The sequence below is a fragment of the Polystyrenella longa genome (assembly GCF_007750395.1).
Classification (GTDB): domain Bacteria; phylum Planctomycetota; class Planctomycetia; order Planctomycetales; family Planctomycetaceae; genus Polystyrenella; species Polystyrenella longa.
This window is the reverse complement of sequence record NZ_CP036281.1, coordinates 5,676,588-5,701,840: the sequence shown is the minus strand read 5'-3', so window position 1 is coordinate 5,701,840 and position 25,253 is coordinate 5,676,588. Positions and strand designations below refer to the sequence as shown.

Genomic DNA, 25,253 nt, shown 5'->3' with positions numbered 1-25,253 from the left:
CGTGACAACGGTTCGTTAGATGTAAAGAAGGGAGACTATTGCCCGTTACTCCCTAAATCATCCTTTCACCGGAACTTTTGATGAGTTGTCCCAATTCCAGAACGATACCTGAGCTTCGTACTGAACAATTCAATAGCCAGGAATTGAACGATTTCCTTGATCACGTTTCCAGCTGCGATTATTGCTACGAAGTGTTTCGGTCCGAACAGTCCACATCGAACGATTCGAATCTGGAAATTGAGGTTCACGAAGCTCTGGAAAATTCACGACTTTCTGAAGAGCCCGAATGCAGGGAAGTTCTCTCCCGTCTTCTCGATCAACAGGACTCGAATTATTTTCAGGAAGGGTCTGCCCCAGTTCTCGAGCCCGTATCACCAGGCACAATTCTCGGTGACTTTTATCTCGAGCACGTCATCGCACGAGGTGGCATGGGTACAGTGTACGCCGCCGAACAGATATCCCTCAAACGCAGGGTAGCGTTTAAGCTGATCAATACAGGAATGCAGCCAGCCGACGGAGTGTTTCAGCGTTTTACGAATGAAGCTATGGCCCTGAGCCGCATGGATCATCCGCAAATCATTCCGGTACTGACCTGTGGTCACTGTGGTAACTCGTTTTATCTAGTGATGCCTCTGATTGACGGAATCAATCTGGCGAATTTAATCCAGCGTTTGGTCGATCAACGAAGCCGATCAACAACGGAAGTTTGTGCGACCACGGTTGAGACTGACTTTAAAGAACATCCCCTGCACGTCAGTCCTGATGAGGAGAGCTCGTTTGTTGTTAATCTCTCCAATAAGATGAACAACTACTGCGAGAACTATCCCAGAGACATTTTTGGGGGAACCGATATCAAGTCGCCAGAGTTCATTCGGAATGTGGTGCAGCAATTCATCTGCCTGGCAGACGCTCTGCAATACGTCCACGATCGAGGCATCATTCATCGTGACATTAAGCCCTCAAATATACTGATAGATCGCGAAGGGAAAATGCGAATTGGTGACTTCGGTGTTGCCAAACTCGATGATAACCTCACAATGACGGCCACTCACCAGCTACTTGGTACTCCCCGTTACATGAGTCCTGAGCAGATCCCAGGTAACAAACGATTCGTCGATCACCGTACCGACATCTATTCACTGGGAATCACACTATACGAGTTACTTACTTTGAAGTCAGCGTTTGAGAGTGGTTCTATAGAAGAAATAATGTTCCGCATCGAACAGGAACAACCGTTCTCCTGCCGAATATATAATCCGGCGATCCCGCTTGATTTGGAAACGATTATTCTGAAGTCAATCGAAAAATCGAGTGAGGATCGCTATGTATCTGCCTCCCTGCTCGCAAACGACCTTCGTAGATTTCTGGAAAATAAACCCGTACTTGCTAAAAGACCAGGGCCTTCAGAGCACATCATTAAATGGATCTCACGTCATCGAAGTGCTGCGGCAGCTATTGTAGCCGGCATGGCCCTGATGCTCATCATGAGTATCGTTATACTTGCTAAGGTTTCTGATGCCGTACATAGAATGGAAGCGAGCCAAAAGGTCGCGGAAGAGTCTCTGGATCAGGCAATCGAAACTACTTACGCATCTTCATTCGCGCTGGGGTTCAAAACTTATCAGGATGACGATATTTCCTCTGCAGCAGGGATTCTTGACGCGGAGAAATTCGTTACAGAAAAAAAGGACTATAGAGGATTTGAATGGCCACTATTAATGCAACGCATTCGAGGGGGCACGACATCGATTCAACTTTCTGGTAGTCCGCTCTACCGTATCGCTGAATCCCATGATCGAAAGACCCTGGCCGTTGCGGGTCAGGAAGCTTTGATCTTCCTGGTTAACGCTTCCGATTACAGCGTTCTGTCCACGATCCACACCAAACAGAAAGAGATCAACGACTTAGATTTCTCAATGGACGACTCTCGTATCATTTCAGCGGGGGACGATGGAACAATTTGCATTTGGGATTGCCAGAGTGGAAAACTGCTTATGAATATTCCAGCTCATGACAGTGTCGTGTATTTCTCACGTTTCTGTCAAAACGACAATGGCATCATCAGTCATTCTCGCGGAGAAACCCATGTAATTTGGGATCCAGAAACAGGTAATAAAACTGGGGAATTTAGACATTTGGATTCTCGCATCAGCATATCCTGTCTCAACAAATCAAAGCGACTCCTGGCCACAATCAACCAAGATCAAATACTCATTATTTATGATCTTAAAGAGAGTCGAATTATCTTTCAGAATTTAATTCCAGATGGAATTGAACAATACACGGCAATGACGTTTTCTCCAGACAGCCAATATCTCTATTTCGGCAGAAAAAATGGACTCCTGGCTCGCGAGAATCTCCTCACGAAAGAATATAGACACCTCACGCATCATCGGGATGAAATCACCGCAATAGAAATCAATCAGGACGGATCGACTTTATACACAGCAGATATAAAAGGTCTCGTCAAGACTTTCCGTATCCCTGATCCACACGATCATCGCGAGGACATTGAGGACTTGTTGACGCCCGAGAGACATTGGAAAATGCCTGAACTGACCCGTCCAGGTGGTTTCGATCTATCTAGTGACGGGAAATGGGCTTGCGTTTACAACGAAGGAAACGTATTTTTTTTAAGCCTGCAAACCGGTAAACTGCAATCGCTCGACTTTCCGGCAAAAGAGAGCCTCCGGTCTCCTGAGTACAGGCGTATCGAAGATGAGGATCTTTGCTGCTTCAGCCCAGATGGAAAATGGCTTACATTTCTAACAGAAGTTTACCAGCTTCAAGACGGACAATGGGGCCATTATGGAAAAATGCAGTACGAGTCCAATAGTTGTTTTGCCTTGGATTACCTCGACAAAAATCGAATGATTATCGTCTCTACAGACTCAGGGTTACTGAAGATCGCAGACACATGGAAGGGGACGATTAATGAAGACCCTCTTTCCGTAACGAAGTTTAAATCTGATGCTCAATACCAAAGTGATGTGATCGCTGTTTCAAGGAGAAATAACTTCGTCGCGGTGAATACTGTAAACAACGATATTCTATTGTATGACATGCGGGCCCAAAAACAGGTCGGAGTATTTCAGAATAATATTCTCGGTTTGACTGATATGAATTTCTCACCGGACGAGTCTACCCTTGCTGTTTCCCGTTACGATACGGACAAAGTTGAATTCTGGAGCACCGCATTCGATGGCGTTCCGCAGTGGCACCATGATTTGGATTATGAATTAAGTCAAATCGAATGTATCGAATATTCTCCAGACGGAAAATGGCTTGCTACTGCTACAAGTGGCAATAGCAGCAAAGTACTTCTTTGGAACTTACGAAACAAGCAAGTCATCTGGTTCCGACCAGTACAGTCCTCATTCCTCAAGTTCTCCCCGGATAACCAGAAGTTATATACTTTCGATGATACCCACGGGGAGCTAATTAGTTGGGACTTATCCAGAGTAGATAATAACGGGGAATTCTATGGGGTCCTGATAGATCAAGATCAAGCCTTTGGCCAATTGCTCGAAATCTCTAACGCCGACCTCGTCCGAGAGGGAGAAACCTTCGACGTCCACCTTCGAACGAACGACCACTTTGTTTCAGTCGGAGAAAAAGGGCGTTTGTCAATTACATCAATAAATCAACATAAGACAATCAAAACTCTCGACGAAGGGAGAGCATCTGACGAAGGTGCCGTAGGGACTCAAGCAATCACGGTAGGTGGAAAACGCGTAGTTACTTTGCGGGAAGACCTTCATCTAGAATCCCATCTCTTCGCAAATGAGTGCTTTCAAATCACGAAAGTAACCGATACTCCGGAGGTAGTGGCAATCGCGTTATCTCCCCAAGGCAATCATCTCATTACCGGCACAAATCAAGGAACCCTTCAGTCTCGCGATCCGGATACGCTACACGTTTTAAAGACGTGGCCGCTTGATATTTCGGCGCGAATTGAACGAATTGAATGCTCCAACGCGGGTGATTTAGCAGCGATCCAGCTCGTCGACCCTCTGGGAAAGGAGCGTGGAAAGTATCTTTCGCTTCTAAACCTGAATACTGGAGCCCACAGTTTTCCGTTTGGAGCCGATAAAAAAATAGATTGTTTTTCATTCGCCAAGCAGCATGACTGGTTAGCGTGTGGCATCGCCACCCAGTTGTTGATACGACGATTCGAGGACAACAGCACGACTTCGATACAGATCCCCAAAGGAGACTTTGGTTTTATCGATTTTTCTCCTTCTGATGACCTTATTGCCGCCGCATGTTCGGAACGGAAGGTGCTCTTGGGAGAGACAGCGACAGGAGAGTGGAAGTCGACCTTACTTGGCTTTGATGACAAGCCGAAGGAAGTGAGGTTTACACCGGATGGACAATCACTAGTCGCAGTTATGAATGGCAATCAACTCAAGATTTGGAACGTAAATACCAAGCTTTACCTGATGACTGACGACTACTTGGAAATTGACACGATCAGATTTTCGGATCAGATTCCTGGATTTGTTGGCCTTCAATATCAAAACATACCCGTTTTTAATTACCTCGACTATGACTGGAACCAAGATTAAATCTCAGCTGCATCGTAACTTAACTCAGCCACACTGCGTTGAGGTTCATGCTAATTCATGTATTGGTTGTGAAATTTCTGAAGTTTATTCCCATCTGCTGCGATCCAATGCCATGCCAGAATCTACTCACCTTATTTCGAATCACCTTCCCGGAGTTCCGTGTGTCCTCAGAATCGAGTCCTATCCAGTCGGTAAGTAAATCGATTGAAGAATTAACTCTCCGCCAGATACAACAGTATTCGAAACTAATGAGTGATACCACATCTTACGACATCATTATAGTCGGAGGTGGTGGCAGTGGATTGGCAGCAGCCGTTAGTGCGGCGGAATCAGGAGCGCAAGTTCTTCTTCTCGAAAAACAAGAAGAGCTAGGAGGTACGACAGGGATTGCTGTCGGTTCTTTTACCGGTTGCGAAACATCACTGCAAAAATCTGAGGGAATCAATGACTCCTTCACTGATCACGTGATCGACGCGGGTCTATTTGCGAAACCTGAAATCGAATCGAAGAATAATGGCGATCTCAGGAATTATTTTCTGAGTCAGACATCTGAAACCTTTGACTGGCTAATAAGTCTGGGACTTCATTTTTACGGTCCCAGCCCTGAACCCCCCAACCGGGTTCCACGGATGCATAATGTGGTTCCCGGGGCAAAAGCATACATCGCGACATTGCAATCTCGCTTCCAGAAACTAGGAGGTGAGATTATTTGTTCGACGCCAGTCGTCGAATTGATTCAGGAGAACGAAGAAATTATAGGTGTTGTTACCGAGCGGGAAGAAAAACGTAAAAGCTATTATGCGAAAGTGGGAGTCGTCTTGGCTGCCGGTGATTACGCAAACTCGAGCGAGATCCTCAAACGCTTTAAAGGATCGGAATTCGCCGCGATTGACGGGATCAATCCTCGTGCGACTGGGGATGGTCATCTCCTGGCGGAAGCGGTCGGTGCGAAACTGCTCAACATGGAAATCACCTACGGGCCTGAACTCAGGTTCATTCCACCTCCCGGTAAGACTTTTCAGCAGTTGTTACCTGTATCTGGGTTTTTCTCCAAGGTGATGGGAAGAATGCTGCCGTTAATTCCCAGGTTCGTGGTGAATCATATGGTGAAACGGCTGCTTGTTACTTGGCAACATCCGGAGGATTCACTTTTTGAGAGGGGAGCGATTCTGATTAACCAGAACGGACAGCGATTCTGTGATGAAACCAAATGTCCCGATCGAGAAATCGCCGTCGCTCAGCAGCCGGGCAAGCAATGTTATTTGCTGCTCGACGAACGTTTGATTGGGGAATTTAGCAAATGGCCAAATTTCATTTCGACAGCCCCCGAAATTGCATATACATATATAAAAGACTACGAACACTTACGATCAGACATTACGGTTCGCAGGACTAGCATAGAAGAGATCGCTCAGCAACGTAGCATTCCAATTGAAGAACTCACAAACACGGTCAAGTCTTACAATCAAAGAGCAGTAGAGGCGGGACGCCCACTTCTCAATGGAAACGACTGGGTACTGCTCGGTCCGGCCTGTGCTTACTTTACGACGACGGAAGGAGGCGTCGCCATTAATGAACGATTTGCGGCAATCAATGCAGAAGGGGAACCGATTTCCGGTTTATTCGCTATCGGTCAAAATGGTCTCGGCGGGCAGATCCTCTGGGGACATGGCTTGCACATTGCCTGGGCTCTCACAAGTGGTCGTCTTGTTGGAAAACAACTTGCGGAAAAAGTGAAGGATTCATGACATGCTTGAATCGAGTAATTAATCGAATCGCGTACCCTATATAATAACACTACAAATTACGGTGGCTGTGAGAGACTGACTCCCATACCGTAAAAAACTCAGCCCAACGTGAAAACACTGCAATATACAGTGTCTGTCAGACATGAACTGCTCCTAATCTTGGACGAACTGAAACTGACCTCGTATCGTAAAAAAACTCAACCGAACTTCAAACACTATAAATTAAGGCGTCTGCGAGACACCAACGGCCTTGATTCTCAGACGAGTTGGCAACAACTCTCGCCGCTACATTCAGTGCAATCGTTGTCTCCGGTCGTGGAGACTGGCAGCGATATTCGTTTCGGGAGTGCTAAGACTCAGAGAATGGCTATAGTTCCAAAGTAACCCTCCCCTGCACTTTGGTAACTGATTAGATGGAAATGGTGATGCAGCCCTGGCACCTGCTCGTCTACGCTCTGGCAAGTTGGATGAATCGCGAGCAGCAACTGGCGATTGAGTACCTCAAGACCGAAAATAGTATCCTCCGCGAAAAAATCGGTAAGAAACGCATCCTGCTCACTGACGAGCAGCGTCGCCGCTTGGCAGTCAAAGGAAAGCAGCTTGGTCGAAAGTTGCTAAGTGAACTCAGCGCGATCTTCACCCCCGTACCGTAAAAAAACTCATCCGAACTTAAGACTCTACAAATTAAGGTATCTGAGAGAGACTGGCTACCCCTGCTCTCGGACGAGCTTCTGACGTTGGACGTCAGTGCAATCAGCACAACCATTGCATCCGGTCGTGGAGACTGACAGCGATATGCGATTCTTTAGAGCTACGGCTCAGAGAGTGGCTATAGTTCCAATATGACCTCCCTTTCTCGTATGGAACTGTTCCCATGAATTCCCTCATGCAGCCCTGGCACATTCTTTTCTTTGCTCTGGCAAGTTGGGTGAATCGTGAACAGCAATTGGCGATTGAATACCTCAAGACTGAAAATAGCATCCTACGGGAAAAGGTCGGCAAGAAACGGGTCCAGCTGAACGATAACGAGCGTCGTCGCCTGGCGGTCAAAGGAAAGCAGCTTGGTAGGAAGTTACTGAGTGAACTCGGCGCGATCTTCACTCCCGATACCATTTTGCGTTGGCACCGGGAGTTGATTGCCCGTAAATGGGATTACTCGTCGGAGAAGAAACAAGTTGGTCGACCTCGTATTCGACAGGAGATCGTCGAACAGATTCTGAGGTTCGCGCAAGAGAATCCCACATGGGGAGCCGATCGAATTCAGGGTGCGTTGTCCAACGTTGGTTTTCACGTCACCGATACCACCGTGCGGAATGTGCTGAAGGCCAATGGGATCGAGCCTGCCCCAGACCGTCCCGCTTCAATGTCCTGGCAGACGTTTCTGAAAGCTCATTAGGAAGCGATATTCGCCGTTGATTTCACCACGGTAGAAGTCTGGACGAAGACCGGTCTGACCACGTTCTACGTCATGGTAGTGATGGAATTGAAATCACGACGCGTAGAGATCGCGGGGATTACGACGAATCCAAACAGACAATGGATAACTCAAGTTGCACGCAACCTGACTGGCGACGATGGTTTCCTCGAATGCGCGTCTCATCTGATCCTTGATCGCGATACTTGTTTCCAGCCGCTGCGTTCTTTCCTGAAGAACCAGACTGAAATCGAACCGGTGCTGCTTCCGCCGAAGAGTCCGAACATGAATGCGTATCTCGAACGATTCATGAGAAGTCTGAAAACGGAATGCCTGAACAAGATGATCTTCTTCGGTCATCCTTCACTCGAACGGTCACTCAAGGATTACGTTGTACATTACCATTCCGAGCGGAACCATCAGGGACTCGACAATCAGTTGATTGAACCTGATGAAGAAGTCGGATGCGTCGCCGGTAAGGTTGAATGCCGCGAACGTCTCGGTGGTCTGCTCAAGTATTACTACCGCGACGCTGCGTGACACGACGTCGCTCGCAGGCCGCAATTCTCGTGCGTTATTCTCCGCTACCGCTGCGCTCGGAAGTCCCTTTTCACGCCAATTCCGATCACAATTCTCAGGTCATGAAACGAAACTCGTTCGAGATCCGTCGCTGGTAAGCAACACAACCACTTGAAATCACTCGGTTTCAACATCGGCTGAATAAATTTACGATACGGGTATAAGCCGAGGATGCAAAGCCGTTAGATATTGAATATCTCAATCAGCGAAGGCGGTTGAAATAGTCGCCTAAGTAATTTCGCTTGGTGCGGTGGGCTGCTCAAGTATTACTATCGCGACGCTGTTTGAAACTGCATCGCTCGCAGGACACAATTCTCACGCGTTATTCCCGTATCGTAAAAGTATTCAGCCGACGTTGAAACCGAGTGATTCCAAGCGGTTGTGTTGCTGAAGAGCGAAGGATCTCGAACGAGATTCATTTCGCGACCTGAGGATTGTGATCGGAATCGATGCGAAAATGACCTTCCGAGCGCAGCGGTAGTAATACTTGAGGAGCCCACCGAGGCGTTCGCGGCATTTGATCTTGCCAGCGACACATCCGACGCCATCACCAGGTTTAATCAACGGATTGTCGAGTCCCTGATGGTGCCGCTCGGAATGGTAGTGAGCGACGTATTCTTTCAGGGCTCGTTCAAGTGAGTGCTGACCGAAAAAGATTATCTTGTTCAGGTACTCCGATTTCAGACTTCTCATGAATCGTTCGAGATACGCATTCATGTTCGGACTTTTCGGCGGTAGCAGTACCGGTTCAACGTCGCTCTGATTGTTTAGAAAACCTCGTAGTGGTTTGAAAGCTGGTATCACAATCAAGAATCAAATGCGTCGCGCTCTCCAGGAAACCGTCACTACCCGTCAGATTGCGTCCAACTTGTGTCACCCATTGTTTATTCGGGTTGGTAGTAATGCCTGCGATCTCAACGCGTCGTGACTTCAACTCCATCACCACCATGACGTAGAACGTCGTCAGACCCGTTTTAGTCCACACTTCTACCGTGGTGAAATCGACGGCGAAGATCGCTTCCCAGTGGGCTTTAAGGAACGTCTCCCAGGACATTGAAGTGGGACGGTCGGGGGCAGGCTCAATACCGTTCGACTTGAGCACATTCCTGACAGTCGTGTCGGTGATGTGAAACCCAACATTGGACAAAGCCCCCTGAATTCGATCGGCTCCCCACGTGGGGTTCTCTTTCGCGAACCGCTGGATCTGTTCAACGATCACCTGTCGAATACGAGGTCGACCAACACGAGGTTTATTTGAAGTGTAATTCCATTTTCGGGAAATCAACTCCCGGTGCCAGCGGAGAATGGTATCGGGAGTGAAGATCGCGCCGAGTTCACTCAGTAACTTCCGACCAAGCTGTTTTCCTTTGACTGCCAAGCGGCGACGTTCATTGTCATTCAGCAGGACCCGTTTCTTACCAAGTTTATCGCGGAGGATACTATTTTCGGTCTTGAGGTATTCAATCGCCAATTGCTGTTCGCGATTCCCCCAACTTGTCAGAGCGTAGACGAGCAGGTGCCAGGGCTGCATCACCATTTCCATCTAATCAGTTACCAAAGTGCAGGGGAGGGTTACTTTGGAACTATAGCCATTCTCTGAGTCTTAGCACTCCCGAAACGAATATCGCTGCCAGTCTCCACGACCGGAGACAACGATTGCACTGAATGTAGCGGCGAGAGTTGTTGCCAACTCGTCTGAGAATCAAGGCCGTTGGTGTTTCGCAGACGCCTTAACTTATAGTGTTTGAAGTTCGGTTGAGTTTTTTTACGATACGGGGGTGAAGATCGCGCTGAGTTCACTTAGCAACTTTCGACCAAGCTGCTTTCCTTTGACTGCCAAGCGGCGACGCTGCTCGTCAGTGAGCAGGATGCGTTTCTTGCCGACCATTTCCCGGAAGATGCTATTTCCGGTCTTAAGGTATTCAATCGTCAGTTGTTGTTCGCGATTCACCCAACTTACCAACGCGAATACCAGCAGGTGCCAAGGCTGCATCACTAATTCCATCTAATCAGTTACCAAAGTGCAGGGGAGGGTTACTTTGGAACTATAGCCATTCTCTGAGCCGTAGCACTCGCGAAAAGTGTATCGCTGACAGTCTTCACGACTGAAGACAACGATTGTACCGAATGTAGCGGCGAGCGTTGTTGCCAACTCGTCTGAGAAGTCATGGCGGTGGTGTCTCGCAGATGCCTTAATTTGTAGTGTTTGAAGTTCGGCTGAGTTTTTTTACGGTACGGGGTCGATGGCAGTCGTCTTCATCTCACCGACGTGTCAATGACACAACAACCGAAGCTTGCCAACGCTCCTTGAATTCGACCAGCTCCCCGCGTCTAGTTCTCTTTCGCAAACCTCAAGATTTATTCAACGATTTCCTGTGGAATGCGTAGTCGACCGACGCGTCTTTTTTAGACAAATAGTCCCATTTCCGGTCAAGCTGTTCGCGGTGACAACGGAGAATGCTATCGGCGGTAAGGATGCTTCTGCTGGGTTTCGCCCCTTTCTATGAAGCATTTCCATATCAAGAAGTTGGAGCCGGCGATGCGGAATGGCAACGGTATAGACTATTGGCTGGAATGAACGTCACTGACTGCCTTGCCTCTCCATTTCATGGCTGATGTATTGAATGGAATTGAATGGGATCCCTTCTAATGAGACTTTCGTCATCCAATAGCCAATGGGAATGGTAGTGATGCCAACGACCTCGAACAAGTTGTTCTTGGTTTGGTTTGATGTGTCAATCTGTTTTGGAGAACTAATTCTTTGTGGGTATAAGACCCACATGCTGGCCAGATATCGAAAACAAGTTCTCAGTTCACTCATCTGCTGCGGCCCGCTCCATATGCATCGAAACCAAGCGAGAGATTAAGATCGCAAGGTAAAATACAGAAACCATTGACTCTAACAGTGACAGCATTTTTGCGAAGTTTGAGGCGGGGGCAACGTCATTCATACCCAGTCCGCTGAGTGTTCCCAGACTGAAGTAGATCGCTACGAAACCAGTCAACTGATGAGTCGGGTGCAGATTCGCTTCGATTGAAAAAGAGTTGGGATAGATGTTATCCAGAAGCAGGTAGCAGAACCCCCAGAGGAGGCCTATCAATAAGAACGTCGATATACCGGCACTCAGGACGTGAGTATCTACCTCTCGTGCCCGAAGGACAAACTTGAGGTGGTGGATAACAATAAACGTAGCGAATATGATCCCCGAAAGCAGGAACGGGATCATAGGTACTGTATCTGGGAAGAGGTGATGTAACCACTTGCCGACAAGTACAGGAGTTGCTAGAAGACTGGCAGTCATCAAAGTGCGACTGTCACCACCAATAGCTGGGATCGCTGAAATCAGTACGAGCGTTAATAGCACCGTTTCGATCAGGTGTCCCTGGGGAAAGCTGTCAAATACTGGTGAAACACATAGAAACAACACGAAGCAGATCAAAAACTGAAACGCCGAATAACGTGATGGGTTAGTGGACGACGTTGTCGTCATTGTTGCTGAATCCTTTTTTCGAATACCTGTCTGAGAATGAAGCTCTCCCCTTAAAGGGCCCCGCCATGCGGTAATTACCAACGTCGTTGGCATCTCGCATGGCGAGGACGAGTTATAATGGACTTCGTTAGCGTGTACTATTGGCCCTTCGTGTTGGCGAATTCTCGCTACTACGGAGGGCGACACCTTCACGCCTATTCGCTCGATTTGTTATTACGCTGAGCGTCTTCCAATTTCTTGATGTCCGCTTCACTCAGTTGCGGTCGGTCAATATTGATGGTCAACTTGTTGAGCTGGGCCGTGAGAGGGAAGGGGGGCTTGTAATCGGCGTCATTGACACCCGTGAGTGTATCCGAGCCGATGTCAAAGCTTTCATCCCATTGCAGAATCATGGGGAGCGTTTTCTCCATCGTAATCACGGTCATCACTTTTCCGTCGACTTTGAATGTTCCCGTTCCACCCCGTCCCAAGCCACTCATATTATTATAAGCGAGCGTGCCATCTCCCAATCCATCATATTTGAAGTCGAACTCAATCGTATGCTGACCCGGTTCGAGCTCCTTGTCGCCTTCCCATTTAATTCGTTTTAGATCAAGAAGATTCCACAGAAATACAGGTTTCCCCTTGAGAAGATATAAACCATAACCGGCGAAACGGCCTCCTGAAGTCAGGATCATTCCCTCGGCTCCTCCTTCAGGAACTGTGATATCGGCCTTGATATTGTAAGAACTGTTCAGGATGAAGGGGGAGTCGCCCTGGGGAAGTCCAGTCATGGGGAGCGTATAAACAAACTCAGATCGCCCGGCTGTGATATTAGGACGAGGGGCAACAATACGTGCAGCGACTGAGGCATCCAACGGGAAGACCTGATACTTCTGGGCTTCTTCGATGAACAAGGCTTTCATCTCTTTGAGTTTGTCAGGATGCTGGTCTGCAATATTCTTGGACTGACTGAAATCAGTCGTCAGGTTATAAAGCTCCAGTACCTGGTTATTCAGTGGATCCGGGTTCGCAACTCCAAAGGCTTCCCATGGTGCGCGGTTGACTTTGGTGCTGAGCAGCCAGCCATCATTATAAAGAGCCCACTGACCGAACATTTCAAAATATTGAATCTTGTGCTGTGACGGTGCATCGGCGCCCTCTTTGCTAAAGGTGTACGCCAGGCTGGTTCCTTCGATTGGTGACTGTGGAATGCCATCAACCGTCTCGGGGGCCGTAATTCCAGCAGCTTCAAGTATCGTGGGGACGATATCGATCACATGACAGAATTGTTCTCGCAGGCCACCTTTATCTTTAATCTTTGCAGGCCACGAAATCGCCATGTTCTGACGAATGCCACCCAGCTTGGAAGCATTCTGTTTGAACCAGGAAAATGGGGTGTCGAAGGCCCAGGACCATCCTGCAGACATATGATTATAAGTCTCTTCAGTTCCCCATACGTCATACCACTTCATTTGCTCTTCGACCGGCATCATGTTGATACCATTAAAGAAGGCGACTTCGTTGGGTGTTCCCAGAGGTCCACCTTCCGCACTCGTGCCGTTATCGCCGTTAATGTAAATGATGAGGGTGTCATCAAGTTTTCCCATGTCTTCGACGGTTTGAATCACGCGACCAATTTCATGGTCGTTATAGGCGGCAAAGGCAGCAAATACTTCAGCCTGTTTGATGAATAGCTTTTGTTCCTCAGGCGTACAATCATCCCAGTTCTTGAGGACGTCTGTCGGCCAGGGTTCCATCTCGGTGTCTTGCGGAATGACCCCGAGTTTCTTCTGATTCTGAAAAATCTGCTCGCGGACCTTGTTCCAACCTTTGTCGAACAAGTGCATGTCTGAAATCTTTTTCACCCATTCCTTCGTGGGATGGTGAGGCGCGTGTGTGGCTCCCGGTGCATATTTCACAAAGAAAGGCTTATCAGGACTGACTTGATTGAGCATATTCATATGTTTGATGGCGTCATCCGCCATTCCGGTTACCAGATTCCATTCAGGTTTGCCTTCGAATGGGTAAATCTGAGTCGTGTTCCGGAACAGATTCGGTTCCCATTGGTTCGCATCCCCACCCACGAATCCATAAAAGTATTCAAAACCCATCCCCGTCGGCCATTGGTCGAACGGACCAACCTGACTGGCGGCAAAGGCGGGTGTATTATGATCCTTGCCAAACCACGAAGTGGCATAGCCGTTGTCGAGTAGAATTCGTCCAATGGTCGCTTTGTCTTCCGGTATCAGGCTGTTATAGCCAGGGAAACCGGTTGACTGTTCTGAAATGACACCAAATCCCACGGAATGATGGTTTCGCCCCGTAATGAGAGCGGCACGCGTAGGGGAGCAAAGTGCTGTTGAATGAATGTTGTTATATCGCAGACCCTCGTTTGCGATACGATCCATTGCTGGTGTTGGAATCACACCGCCAAAGGTACTGGGTACGCCGAATCCGGCATCATCCGTGATGATCAATAACACATTAGGAGCATCTTTCGGCGGAACAATTTCTGGCGCCCACCACGCTTTAGAACTCAAAGCGTCATTCTTAATCGTGCCACCAAATTTAAGATCGGGAGCGGGTAACTGTTTACCGTCGATGGAACGCGTTGCTCCTGGTGAGCCAGCAGGTGGGGGAGAGGATGTCTGAGCCTGACTTGAGAGACCGCTCAGTAACAGGACCGCGATCGACAACAGCGATACACGGGCCTTATTCGCATTGGGTCGGAAGCCGCTTTTCATTGTAAACTCCTGATTCAAAGTGCTTAAAAAAGAGAGGAGGATTCTGGTGACTGTTTCATTCAAATGTATTAGAGAACAGGGCTCATAGTTGCCCAGATGTTGTTCCAAAGGCGTGTCGTCAGTGACCATGCCTGAACGCTTTCGAGTGAGACTAATTGAGAACTGGAAATATATGCTTGCTGTCGAGATCGTATTTGGGATGTGAGATCGTGATCATAAAACAGGATGTTGTTTTCGAAGTTCAGATCGAAACTGCGCCGATCCATGTTAGCAGATCCAATTAACCCTACTTCGCCGTCCATGGTTAAGGTTTTCGCGTGCAATAAACCGCCTTGGAATTCATGGATGTGGACCCCTGCTTTCAAGAGATCGGCGTAATAGCTGCGACTTGCTGCGGCAACAATCCAGGAGTCGTTCCGGGCCGGCACGATGAGAGTCGTGTTAACCCCTCGCCAAGCTGCCGCACATAGGGCGCTGAGCATGGACTCGTCTGGCACAAAATAAGGAGTGGAGATGATTAATTCCTGGCGAGCGGCGTGAAATAACGATTCAAACATTTCAGGCATGGCTGAAAACCTGACCGTTGGGCCCGTTCCTATCACTTGAGCGGGAAAACCTTCTTGCGGTGCAGGCAAATCCTGTTTGATAAGATGTCCAATATCGTCACTCGTTGAACTCATCCAGTCGCTAATAAATAAGTATTGATTCTGCTGAACGACTGGACCTTCCAGTCGAATCATAATATCCACCCAGGGGGCATACTTTGCCTTCACAAGGAATTCCGGGTCCGCGCAGTTTTGGCTTCCACAGTAGGTAACTCGCCCGTCGATGATCAGAATCTTGCGATGATTTCGAAGATCGATTCGACCATGTAAAGGACGCGTGAGCGGATTCCCAATCGGCAATGCCCGAGCCAATTTCACTCCCGCTGCTTCCAAATCTTTCCAAAGTGGAGAGTGAATCATTTTGCGAGATCCCAGGTCGTCGGCGATAGCTCGACAAATCACACCACGACTGGCGGCTCGTTTCAATGCTTCGACCATTCTGGTTCCATTGTGATCCCCCAGCCAGATGTAGAACAATAAATGGACATGGTCCTGTGCCTCATCGATATCGGCAATCATCGCGTCGATCGTCGAGTTCGAATCTGCCATCAGGCTAGCAGTGTTACCCCCAATGTTTTCAAACCCACTTATAGAGCGGCCCGTGCTGAACAAGTGCCGATACTGTTCCGGCACCGACTTGTGGTGCTGTTCCGTTGAACTTAAACGCAGACTCGCTGTTTCTGGTAGTTCTTTGAAAACCTGTTGAAGTCTTTTTATACGACTCCGTCCGATGCTGGTTTCACCAAACAAGAGATAGAGCAGTATTCCCAAAACGGGAAGAGATGCGATTACTGCGATCCAGGCGATTCGTGAAGAAGGATCACGATGAGGACGAGTCAAAACACGCAGAATTACGAAGACTTGAATCATCAAGTGAATGAGGACGCCGCTAATTGCATGGCTCATGAATGTCTCGGCTTTCAAGGAATGAAGCGCATATTGTCTAACAATATCAGTTAGTACGGTCGCGACATGCCCGGATCAACGACAGAAATAAGGAACAAATACCACTCCTCGCTCATGGCGAAGCCAGTCCTCATGTGAAGAGGACTGGCATGGCCAGAGATCAGATTGCGTACGAATTCCCCTTTAGAAAAGGCGAGCATTGCTCATTCTAAGCTCCTCCGAGAAGGTCGATGCCCGCATATCGACTTCCTGAAGGAGGGTTTATCTATTTAAGTTGGGAATTCGGTTTCGAAAGTGGTTTAGTAGCGATAAATGCTTCTTCTGACGCCTCGTCGGGCTGCACCTGCATAAGAGAACGGAGTCCGGGGCATTCCGATGATATCAATGAACAACGAGCATTCTTCCCCTTCGATCGTTTTGTCCCCTTCGAGGACTTTCACGTCGTATACCAGGTTTTCCCCTTCGAAACGTGGGGCCATTAAGACGACGACCAGCAAAGTCGGTTCTTTCTCTCCAGCAATGGACAGTGTCGCATTGGGAGGATCTGCTTCGAAGTTGTCATTTCCCACCCCCCAGTGATCGATAACTTTGGCTGTAGGAGCTTGTCCCACAATTCGATCTGGGCGATCGCTGAAGAAAAGTGTAGACGGGTCGACTTTGCCAAGCGTAAGGACATCGTCTTTCAGCGAAACTGTTTCTGATTTCTGAACAAACAGGTATTCGACCGCTTTCTTCTTGTCGTCGTTCTCTTGAGCAGCTAGTCCTCCTGCTAATAGAACAGACGCACCGATTCCAGCAAGCATTTCACGACGTTTCATCTTAAGAACTCCTTAAAGTGCTAGCCTCAAACATGCCCGTAATTGGCTTTTCTCGTTTGTGGCGTTATTAATAGAGTCGAAATCCTGAATTATAAATCTCCATTGGAGATCAGCGTGGAATGGAGGTCCCAATTCGATTCTGTTAGGCAATGGGGATCTAAGAGGACTTCGACTAGTAGAGGGTAGTGTGGATAGTCAGGAATTTCAGTCTCAACAAAAACACAACTAGTTCAGAAGTCCATTTCACCGGCGATGATTGAAATCAGATTTAGAATCGATGCCGACAGTCGCCCCGAAATCCTGTCATGAATCACAGTAAAGAACACTGTATAAAATCAGTGTGATTCATGTATTCCAGGGACCAAAACGGCTGCAGCCCAAGTGAATTCAGAAGAAAAATCCAGCCGCTTCAGTGTGTGTCTTTTTATTATTGATCTCGAAATCTGAATATGCAAGCAACAACAAATAGACTACTTACCGTTTTTCGGGATACGAACATCGGAATAGATTCTGTTGATGTTCGATCACAGGAAATCGTCTGTGAATTGTTCAAATATGAGACGTTTTCTCGATGTGTTGTTTAAAAACAACACGATGACTTCCTGATGAAATGTAAAGTAAGATTGAGTATTCTTATTCGATCTGATCACGCCTGCCTCCCGCATCAATCCGGTGACGTAGGCATTCCAGTCTTCGCCCTAGTCCTTGCGGACGATCGACTTCATCGCGGCGTTCGCTTCGAGCGTGGTTGAATCAACACCAACCGTCTGGCCGGAGAGCAGGTCGTGCTGACCGATGATCTCGAGGAGGAACTGAAAAACCTGTTCGTATAATCGTGTTGGAAACCGGTAGCGGATGCGGGTCAGGCTGCTGTGATCGGGCGGCTGTTGCTCGAGCGGAAGGCCCAGAAACTACCGCAAAGAAAGCGAATCGGCACACTGCCAGGCGATGCCGCGTTGGGAGTCGATCCCTTCGAAGTACCCACCATCAGCATGCGGAAGTAAACGCCGGGAGGAATCGACTTGCGTCCCCGTTCGTGATAGTAGGGATCGTGATAGTAGGGAGCGCATAACTCTTCGAGAAATGCATCAAACCCGGCTTAAGCAGCAACTTGTTGAGCCGGATATAGAAATGATGCCCGGGCGTCGTCAGCTTGCGTGTCTCAACCCAGAGTGATTCCTGTCGTTCGTGCTCGCGTTTGCCAAGTGACATGTCGTTCCTCCGTTAACCATTGCGATTGAATTCGATGAGAGAGAAGATATCAATTGAGAATTCCGGCCCGTAGGGAGAAATTCAACGGGCTGCTAAGAGTATTCGATCATTTAACGAGCCTTTAGCTGGAAGGCCTTTGGTAAATGAACCACCGCCAAGCGAACCACCGGTAGTTGAAACCATACATCGACTGACAGTTTTAGAATGGATAAATCAAAACACTCGCCCCGGACGACCGACGAATGGTAGAACAACACAACGACTCAGAAATGACGGGCGTGGAATGAATCAAGGAAAGGCTGACTTCGACTCTTTTGCGCCAGAGGGAGTGCAAGAGGTAGTGCTTGATAAAGGTTATCTTAGTACAGGCACCTTACCTTCAGGTGAAATGATAACTATAAGAAGTTTCAGCAGCGACAAGCGTGTTACTCTTGAGATCCGGCGTCCAAACGGTCGAGGATTTGAAGTGAGGTATGATGACTAACAACTCTATTGATTGAATTCGGAGAATTAAAAAGTAAGTGCGACCGATTTCGGATTTCGAGATAATTCTTTACGGAGGACGCACATTTTTAATATGCATATCGACAAAAGGAACTGACTATGGATACTAAACACGAAGACCCTAATGACGCCCGTCTTTACAACGAACTTTTCGACGACTTCTTAGAGATATCACCAAATGCACTTGAGTTCAGGGATTATAAGGCTCTAGTAATCCCAAACCTGCTTAACCCGCTCGAAGCAGAGTGGTTGGCAGAATCTTTTGGGATTGGGAAAAAGATTGATGTATTGATAACTGATGGAAATAAGAAGCGTATTGGTTATCAGACCAGAATCTCTAAAAGAGACGTCTTTATTCAAACAATATTTGAGAATCCTATTTACAATCTTCTAGTTGGTAAATTTGATATGGGATTTTTCTTCAAACCAGATTCAAATCGCTTTACTATTATCTTTGGCAAGGAATCATTTGTTAGAGATTCATGGCGAGGTACCGTCGATACTGCAAGAATATTGTACTTCGATTATTGGGCAGATGATTATGGTATAGATTCTGCAGAGTATAAAGATTTATTGAGAGTATGGAAAAAGTACGAACCTTATTTTCCTAAGTCGTAATAATTGCAGTCGAAGAATGACTCACATAGGCGGTATGAGATAAGCGAAAGTGGATTTTAGAACTCCGTAACGTAAAAATATTCCACCGACGTTGAAAACCACTGATTTCAAGTGGTTATGTTGCTGACGAGCGTCGGATTTCGAACGAGATTGGTTTTACAGCTCGTAGCTGATTGTCGGATTTGAGGCAAAATCGTACTTCAGAGCGCAACGGTAGCGCGGAATTATAACACGAGGACCGACATCTATTCGAGCCTGTTTCAAGCCGCGTCGCGATAGTAATACTTGAGCAACCCACCGAGACGTTCGCAGCATTCAAGCTTACCGGCGACACATCCAACGTCTTCATCAGGATCAATCAACTGATTGCCGAGTCCCTGGTGATTCCGTTCGGAATGGTAATGGGCAACGTATTCCCGCAATGCTCGCTCGAGGGAATGTTTGCCGAAGAAGATCATCTTATTCAGGCATTCCGATTTCAGACTTCTCATGAATCGTTCGAGATGTGCATTCATGTTGGGACTCTTTGGCGGAAGCAGCAACGGTTCAACATCGCTCTGTTCCTTCAGAAACGAACGCAGTGGTTGAAAGCTGGTACCACGATCAAGAATCAGGTGAGACGCGTTTTCGAGGAAACCATCGTCGCCGGTGAGGTCCCTTGCGATCTGAGTTATCCATTGTCTGTTGGGGTTCGTTGTAATCCACGCGATCTCGACTTGCCTTGATTTCAATTTCATCAACACCATGACATAGAACGTCGTCAGACCGGACCTCGTCCAGACTTCTACCGTGGTGAAATCAACGTCGAAGATCGCTTCCAAAGGGCTTTCAGAAACGTCTGACAGGACATTGAAGCGGGACGGTCTGGGGCACGCTGACAATCGGATCAAGAACGGAGCCTTCTGAATTGGATAGCGGCCCTTTCTTTCCACATACGATAGGATTTTGCAATGTACGTTGCCGACCAATGAATAACGAACGGTCGGCCTCATAAGAAGTGGGTTCCGTTATCTCTCCCCGGACCGTAACCATATGCATCAGCCAGGGAGGTTGCTCCTCTCGGGAACGTGGTCGCCGCGTGCAATAGATGGCCTGATGGTTTGGGACAAGCTCCGTTTGTACAAAGAGATTACTGAATTCCGGATGGGCTTCATCCTGTGCCTACGCTTCCAGCACAACCTCGGCGTAACTTGTTAACTCCAGATGGCGCGGTTCTTCGGATCGATTCGTCAGTGCGATTCTGCGTAGTTCGATATCGTCTTCCGGAGAAACACTGATCTGCGTGTAGGTCTCGATCTGGTTATCAATCCGCCGATACTCGGCCCGTGATTGCGTGAAAATGGCTTCATAGCCACTTCCTATTGTCTTCTTCGGTTGGAATGTGTTTGACCACACCACATCGTTTTCAAGATCGCGTATGTAGCAGAAGATTCCATGATTATCGCGAGTGACATCTTCCCGCCACCGAGTAATGGCTACGCCTCCCCAGCGGCTGAAGCCTCCTCCGGCGCTGCTGACGACGACATGATAATGATCGTTGGAAAGCAGATGCGTTTCGATCTCGCCACTACTGGGGTTGGTAATCACACGCATGCCCCCAGTCTCCTCGGCGGTGGCAATTGGAGTCGCCCGCGCTTCGCTGGCGTGTGGCAGAACGGGCGCCGCTTCCTGGGGAACTCTTTCCTGAAGCAATAGGCTGCAAGACCATAGAAGTGGATCAGATCGAAGCGGTTTTTCATCAGCAGGGCCACGCCAAGGGAAACTTGGCTTCGAAAGCAACCTACTCGATAAAAACCGACTCACCCTTTGCCAGATAACCGACTCACCCTTTGCCAGATAATAGGTGAATGCATCGCATCACCCTCTAGCCGTTCCCTGATTAAAGAGAATAGGCGAATTAGCTTATTATAGAGGGCAGGGTTACGTTAAGCAATCTGCAAGAAGAAAACGGTTCACCTGAAGGAAGCATTGCACGAATTGAGGAGTCAACTAAGCTGGTACATATAGATTCTCGTCCTACTTGACGGAGTAGCTGTGACCTAATCTCATTGATCGCAATCATCTCAGGCCCGCAAGTCGTAGCGTAGAATTCAGGGATGGGACTAGATTATACTGTGTTCAACTTTTTTCACGGATTGAACCCGATCAATTGATTTTTGCCTGACTTCTTTTTAGCTCTAAACGAACATCATTTTCATGAAAATCTACTTCACAACCTGTCTGCTTTTGGCCGCCATAATTATAGGATTTGCGAATACACTCACCGCAGAAGACTCTTCTGCCAAGGTAGATGAGCGATTCTTGCAGGCTAACGACCGTACCTTCAGGTTCTTTGATACTCAGGAAGAACAGAGCTGGCAGGAACCGTTCTTCTTTATGCAGATGGCCGATACGCAGTACGGTATGTTTACTGGTAATAAAGGGTTCGAGCAGGAGGAGGCTCTCGTACAGCAGGCGGTCGAGCATATCAATCGGCTTCGGCCTCGATTTGTGATCGTCTGTGGCGACCTGACTAATGCCACTCCCGATCAAGACCGTTACCAGGCTCAGGTTGCTCAGTATCATCAGGATTTCTCTAAGGTAGACCCAGAGATTCCACTCGTTTGTGTTTGCGGGAATCACGATCTTGGAAATCGACCGACGCCCAAAAGCATCGCTACCTACAAGGAAAACTTTGGCGATGACTATTTTTCGTTCTGGGTGGGAGGCGTCTACAACATCGTTTTGAATTCCAGCGTGCTTAAAGATCCAACGGGTGCCCCGGAAGTGCTTGCGGCTCAACAAACCTGGCTGGGCCAGCAACTCGAGCGGGCGAATGAGGGCAAGGCACAACATATCTTTGTATTTCAGCATCACCCCCTTTTCCTTAAGCGGGAAGATGAACCGGATCAGTACTTCAATATTCCACTCGAGCGAAGAACGCCGTTGGTGAATCAATTGAAGCAGGCAAGGGTCCGTGCTGTCTTTGCTGGTCATTACCATCGTAATTCTTATGGCGTGGCGGGGGAGATGGAAATGATCACGACGGGGCCGGTTGGTCGACCGCTGGGTAAAGACCCTTCCGGTTTTCGCATCGTGAAGGTGCACCAATCTAAAATTGAGCACCAGTATTGGGGAATGGACGACGTTCCTGAACATATTGAACTGACGGAAGAAACTGCCGCACCCTGATTTGCCTACTCGATAAGAAATCCCGCCTGATGCCCCACAAGCTGAGTTGGAAAAAGCTGCTGTCCCCCGAACGAGTGCCTCGACCCGATTCCTCCCCATCGAAGATCGCGAAACCGTACGTCGCGAAAGAAGATGAACGGACGCCGTTCGAACAGGATTATGACCGGATCGTATTTTCGTCTCCGTTTCGTCGGTTGGCGCGGAAAACGCAAGTTCACCCGATGGCCAGCAACGATCACATTCATAATCGTCTGACGCATTCCATTGAGGTTTCGAGCGTGGGACGATCGTTCGCATCGCGGGTAGCCAACCTTGCTGCCAAACGAAGTGACCTCAGTGAATCGGACATTTCCAATTTACCCTGGATCCTACAGTCGGCATGCCTCATTCATGACTTGGGGAATCCCCCGTTTGGGCATGCGGGCGAAGAAGTCATCAGAGACTGGGCCAAAGATCATCTGGAGTTTCTAATCCCCGAGGGGCGGTTCTCAAATCCGCAAATACGTGAAGACTGCAAACTGGACTGGCTGAACTTTGAAGGGAACGCTCAAGGTTTTCGGCTCGCCTCCCGGCGCGATAATCCGATGCCCGGTTACCTGCGTCTGACTTATGCGTCTTTAAGTGCGGCGGTTAAATACCCCTGGGCCTCTTCCGATCCCAGAGCAGTACGCAAGCGGAAACATAATGTTTACAGCACCGAGTTCGATATCTTCCATAGAATGTCGGACGAGCTGGGTTTAGTCACGGAAGAGAACCAATGGTGTCGCCATCCACTCTCGTTTTTAACGGAAGCAGCAGATGACATTTGTTATCGCATCATCGATCCGGAAGACGCAGTGGAAATGGGCATCTGCAAATACGATCAAGTCCATGAGTTGTTTCTACGTATCGCCCGAAATCCGGAAATAAAATGGATGTCTCTCCCCCAGTTGCGTGGGCAGGCGATCAAGAGTCTCATGGACCAATTTTGGGAAGTGTTTGAAAATGATTTCGATGCGATCATGAATGGTGAGCGGGTCGATGATCTTAAGTCATCACTGGGCTCGGAGTGCACAGAGCAGTTAAACGAAGTGAGCACAATCTACAATTCGATTTTCGCCCATCGCAAAAAGATCACAACCGAGCTGGGCGCGTACCATGTCCTGGACCGAATACTAACAGCGATGGTGAAAACGATTCAGTCCATCGCGGATTCTGACACCTACGCTGATGTTCATTTTCTCTCTAAACGAACACTCGAATTGACTTGGGGACAGAAGTACGTCGAAGAGAACCTGCAACAGCCTTATAGCTGGTGGTTATCACAAGTCATGGATTACGTCAGTGGGATGACGGACGATTATGCCACAAGGCTGTCACGAGAAATCTGGGGATTGGCTGGGGACGGGAATTAAGATTGGCCTGTTTCACCGTCAATTAAATTTTTACTGACGAACAAAAAAGCGGACTCGGTCGCATTGGCAACCGGTCCGCTCTTTTTAATTATCGCAACCTACCTGGGTATTAAACCAGTCCTGTCAGGGCTCCGCCGCCGCAGAAGTCCGGGTTGCCGAAGGACTCGACGGGATGTCCCATCGCTTCGCAGAAGCTCATGAGCAGCCGGTTGTGAGAGACTTTCTTGAAGTCGTGAGCCAAGCCCGTTTTCCAACCCAAACCACCACCCACCATCACAAAGGGGATGTTATTACGGGTATGATTGTTCCCTTTGCCTAGTTCATTCGTCCAGACAATCGTAGTGTTGTCCAGCATGGAACCATCGGCACCCGGTTCCGGTGTTTCGGAAAGACGTTTCGCCAGATAGGCGACCTGCTCGCAGTACCAAGTGTTGATCTTGATCAGCTTCTCGTAAGAGTCTTCGTTCTCATCAGGATCGTGAGACAGGGTGTGGTGACCTTCTTCGATATCCAACCACTTCATTCGCGGTTGTCCCACACTGTTTGTGATCTGGAACGTGGAGACACGAGCGAAGTCAGCAGCAAAACTGTTTACCAAAAGGTCGATTTGCATTTTGGTGATCAGTGGCATGTTGTCGTTCTGTTCTTCCACATTCGCGGGCAATGTGGGAACGGCGTGGCCGACGTTATCGGCTGACTCGGAACCATTCTGCTTTCCAGCATTCAGTTCCACCTTCAGATCCTTCTCCAATTGACGAGTTAACTCGAGATGTTCTTCAAGCATCTGGCGATCTTCCGTGCTAACCATCGTCGACAACCGACGGTAGTCATCCTGCAGACCGTCCAGAACACTGGAGAGCATCTGTCGGTTTTTCTGTTGCCCATACAACTTGTCGAACATCTGGTAAGGATTATCGATCGGAGCCATGGGCTGGTTCGGTCCGCCATAGGAGAGACGAGTCCAGGTATCGGCCCGCTCGGGAACCATGACACCAAATTCGAGTGAACCAAACCGTGTCTGGGTTTCCGGTGATGCCTGCAATTTCCCTTTCAGGTACTGATCGACAGAAACACCCATCGACCAACCTGCGGGGGTGTCGGAACCACCTTGAATGTCACCTGGGAATAATTCAATTCCCGTAAGCAGGCAACCAATGCCGCGCATGTGGCCGTCGCCATCGCCTCGGATCTGATTACAGACACCGTGCATGGTGATGGTCTGATCTCTGAACGGTTTGAGCGGCTCGAGGATTCGTTTTAATTCGAATTCGCTACCCAACGTATCGGGCCAGAAATGATCCGGAATGACTCCATTAGGGCTGAAGACATAGATCAGGCGTTGTTTACGATTCGCGGGGGCAGTCGCGGCGGATGCCAGGCTTGGCAGTCCCATTGCGAGATGAATCCCGAGCGCACTGAGTCCCGTGTTCTTGAGAAAATCTCTTCGTGAAAGATATTGAGACATTGATGGTGCTCCTGTACTTGGTGGGCTGTTCAGG

The 25,253-nt window shown here is 48.4% G+C and carries 18 protein-coding genes and 1 pseudogene; 8 read left to right on the top strand and 11 right to left on the bottom strand.

The features are described from left to right. The first annotated feature begins 80 nt into the window (after positions 1 to 80). The 5 genes from Pla110_RS20865 to Pla110_RS20845 all read left to right on the top strand — a co-directional run bounded on the left by Pla110_RS20865 (position 81) and on the right by Pla110_RS20845 (position 8,270). Positions 81 to 4,568 (top strand): serine/threonine-protein kinase, encoded by a 4,488-nt coding sequence (locus Pla110_RS20865; protein WP_144998873.1) that lies wholly within the window; start codon positions 81 to 83, stop codon positions 4,566 to 4,568. 161 nt (positions 4,569 to 4,729) lie between these two features. Then, a complete protein-coding gene (locus Pla110_RS20860; RefSeq protein WP_197440363.1) occupies positions 4,730 to 6,316 on the top strand; it encodes an FAD-dependent oxidoreductase in 1,587 nt (528 codons plus the stop codon). A gap of 425 nt (positions 6,317 to 6,741) precedes the next feature. Then, entirely contained in the window at positions 6,742 to 6,969 is a 228-nt protein-coding gene (locus Pla110_RS20855; protein ID WP_144998869.1) for a hypothetical protein, read from the top strand. A 221-nt stretch (positions 6,970 to 7,190) separates the two neighbouring features. Continuing rightward, complete coding sequence (locus Pla110_RS20850; RefSeq protein ID WP_144998867.1) at positions 7,191 to 7,712, top strand: hypothetical protein; 522 nt, start codon at positions 7,191 to 7,193, stop codon at positions 7,710 to 7,712. An 81-nt stretch (positions 7,713 to 7,793) separates the two neighbouring features. Continuing rightward, a complete protein-coding gene (locus Pla110_RS20845; RefSeq protein ID WP_231742724.1) occupies positions 7,794 to 8,270 on the top strand; it encodes an integrase core domain-containing protein in 477 nt (158 codons plus the stop codon). A 384-nt stretch (positions 8,271 to 8,654) separates the two neighbouring features. On the opposite strand, the gene Pla110_RS20840 is transcribed toward Pla110_RS20845, so the two are convergent. The 8 genes from Pla110_RS20840 to Pla110_RS20805 form a co-directional block, all read right to left on the bottom strand. Beyond that, positions 8,655 to 9,026, bottom strand: a complete 372-nt coding sequence (locus tag Pla110_RS20840; RefSeq protein WP_144998863.1) for an integrase core domain-containing protein — start codon at positions 9,024 to 9,026, stop codon at positions 8,655 to 8,657. A 31-nt stretch (positions 9,027 to 9,057) separates the two neighbouring features. Continuing rightward, a complete protein-coding gene (locus Pla110_RS20835; RefSeq protein ID WP_197440362.1) occupies positions 9,058 to 9,840 on the bottom strand; it encodes a hypothetical protein in 783 nt (260 codons plus the stop codon). Positions 9,841 to 10,074: 234 nt separating this feature from the next. Then, positions 10,075 to 10,302, bottom strand: coding sequence for a hypothetical protein (locus tag Pla110_RS20830; RefSeq protein ID WP_144998859.1), 228 nt, complete (start codon positions 10,300 to 10,302; stop codon positions 10,075 to 10,077). An 820-nt stretch (positions 10,303 to 11,122) separates the two neighbouring features. Beyond that, complete coding sequence (locus Pla110_RS20825) at positions 11,123 to 11,800, bottom strand: ion channel (protein WP_197440361.1); 678 nt, start codon at positions 11,798 to 11,800, stop codon at positions 11,123 to 11,125. 194 nt (positions 11,801 to 11,994) lie between these two features. Beyond that, positions 11,995 to 14,526 carry an arylsulfatase gene (locus Pla110_RS20820; protein WP_144998855.1) on the bottom strand — a complete coding sequence of 844 codons (2,532 nt, stop codon included), beginning with the start codon at positions 14,524 to 14,526 and terminating at the stop codon, positions 11,995 to 11,997. Between the two features lie 68 nt (positions 14,527 to 14,594). Beyond that, a complete protein-coding gene (gene cls, locus Pla110_RS20815; protein ID WP_144998853.1) occupies positions 14,595 to 16,037 on the bottom strand; it encodes a cardiolipin synthase in 1,443 nt (480 codons plus the stop codon). A gap of 299 nt (positions 16,038 to 16,336) precedes the next feature. Next, entirely contained in the window at positions 16,337 to 16,855 is a 519-nt protein-coding gene (locus Pla110_RS20810; protein WP_144998851.1) for a hypothetical protein, read from the bottom strand. Positions 16,856 to 17,842: 987 nt separating this feature from the next. Continuing rightward, positions 17,843 to 18,067 carry a hypothetical protein gene (locus Pla110_RS20805; protein ID WP_144998849.1) on the bottom strand — a complete coding sequence of 75 codons (225 nt, stop codon included), beginning with the start codon at positions 18,065 to 18,067 and terminating at the stop codon, positions 17,843 to 17,845. Positions 18,068 to 18,670: 603 nt separating this feature from the next. Here Pla110_RS20805 and Pla110_RS20800 point away from each other — a divergent pair. After that, positions 18,671 to 19,189, top strand: coding sequence for a hypothetical protein (locus tag Pla110_RS20800; RefSeq protein WP_144998847.1), 519 nt, complete (start codon positions 18,671 to 18,673; stop codon positions 19,187 to 19,189). Between the two features lie 260 nt (positions 19,190 to 19,449). Here Pla110_RS20800 and Pla110_RS20795 read toward each other — a convergent pair whose 3' ends face one another. Then, the gene (locus Pla110_RS20795; RefSeq protein ID WP_197440360.1) at positions 19,450 to 20,079 is read right to left on the bottom strand and encodes an integrase core domain-containing protein; all 630 of its coding nucleotides are present in this window, start codon (positions 20,077 to 20,079) and stop codon (positions 19,450 to 19,452) included. Then, positions 20,018 to 20,782: pseudogene (locus Pla110_RS22935) on the bottom strand (hypothetical protein). The gene Pla110_RS20795 and the pseudogene Pla110_RS22935 overlap by 62 nt, the downstream one beginning before the upstream one ends. 603 nt (positions 20,783 to 21,385) lie before the next feature. On the opposite strand from Pla110_RS22935, the gene Pla110_RS20785 reads away from it, so the two are divergent. Both Pla110_RS20785 and dgt read left to right on the top strand, forming a co-directional pair. Then, positions 21,386 to 22,360 (top strand): metallophosphoesterase, encoded by a 975-nt coding sequence (locus Pla110_RS20785; protein WP_144998843.1) that lies wholly within the window; start codon positions 21,386 to 21,388, stop codon positions 22,358 to 22,360. Positions 22,361 to 22,389: 29 nt separating this feature from the next. After that, a complete protein-coding gene (gene dgt, locus Pla110_RS20780) occupies positions 22,390 to 23,754 on the top strand; it encodes a dGTP triphosphohydrolase (RefSeq protein ID WP_144998841.1) in 1,365 nt (454 codons plus the stop codon). A 109-nt stretch (positions 23,755 to 23,863) separates the two neighbouring features. On the opposite strand, the gene Pla110_RS20775 is transcribed toward dgt, so the two are convergent. Then, positions 23,864 to 25,219, bottom strand: coding sequence for a DUF1552 domain-containing protein (locus Pla110_RS20775; RefSeq protein WP_144998839.1), 1,356 nt, complete (start codon positions 25,217 to 25,219; stop codon positions 23,864 to 23,866). Positions 25,220 to 25,253: the final 34 nt, after the last annotated feature.

Bases quoted from the DNA above. Each gene is read 5' to 3' on its own strand.
- cls (WP_144998853.1), bottom strand. From the start codon at position 16,037: ATGAGCCATGCAATTAGCGGCGTCCTCATTCACTTGATGATTCAAGTC.
- Pla110_RS20855 (WP_144998869.1), top strand. From the start codon at position 6,742: ATGCAGCCCTGGCACCTGCTCGTCTACGCTCTGGCAAGTTGGATGAAT.
- Pla110_RS20865 (WP_144998873.1), top strand. From the start codon at position 81: ATGAGTTGTCCCAATTCCAGAACGATACCTGAGCTTCGTACTGAACAA.
- Pla110_RS20825 (WP_197440361.1), bottom strand. From the start codon at position 11,800: ATGACGACAACGTCGTCCACTAACCCATCACGTTATTCGGCGTTTCAG.
- Pla110_RS20845 (WP_231742724.1), top strand. From the start codon at position 7,794: ATGGAATTGAAATCACGACGCGTAGAGATCGCGGGGATTACGACGAAT.
- Pla110_RS20775 (WP_144998839.1), bottom strand. From the start codon at position 25,219: ATGTCTCAATATCTTTCACGAAGAGATTTTCTCAAGAACACGGGACTC.
- dgt (WP_144998841.1), top strand. From the start codon at position 22,390: ATGCCCCACAAGCTGAGTTGGAAAAAGCTGCTGTCCCCCGAACGAGTG.
- Pla110_RS20805 (WP_144998849.1), bottom strand. From the start codon at position 18,067: ATGTCACTTGGCAAACGCGAGCACGAACGACAGGAATCACTCTGGGTT.
- Pla110_RS20835 (WP_197440362.1), bottom strand. From the start codon at position 9,840: ATGCAGCCCTGGCACCTGCTCGTCTACGCTCTGACAAGTTGGGGGAAT.
- Pla110_RS20840 (WP_144998863.1), bottom strand. From the start codon at position 9,026: ATGAATGCGTATCTCGAACGATTCATGAGAAGTCTGAAATCGGAGTAC.
- Pla110_RS20800 (WP_144998847.1), top strand. From the start codon at position 18,671: ATGGATACTAAACACGAAGACCCTAATGACGCCCGTCTTTACAACGAA.
- Pla110_RS20830 (WP_144998859.1), bottom strand. From the start codon at position 10,302: ATGCAGCCTTGGCACCTGCTGGTATTCGCGTTGGTAAGTTGGGTGAAT.
- Pla110_RS20850 (WP_144998867.1), top strand. From the start codon at position 7,191: ATGAATTCCCTCATGCAGCCCTGGCACATTCTTTTCTTTGCTCTGGCA.
- Pla110_RS20810 (WP_144998851.1), bottom strand. From the start codon at position 16,855: ATGAAACGTCGTGAAATGCTTGCTGGAATCGGTGCGTCTGTTCTATTA.
- Pla110_RS20785 (WP_144998843.1), top strand. From the start codon at position 21,386: ATGAAAATCTACTTCACAACCTGTCTGCTTTTGGCCGCCATAATTATA.
- Pla110_RS20820 (WP_144998855.1), bottom strand. From the start codon at position 14,526: ATGAAAAGCGGCTTCCGACCCAATGCGAATAAGGCCCGTGTATCGCTG.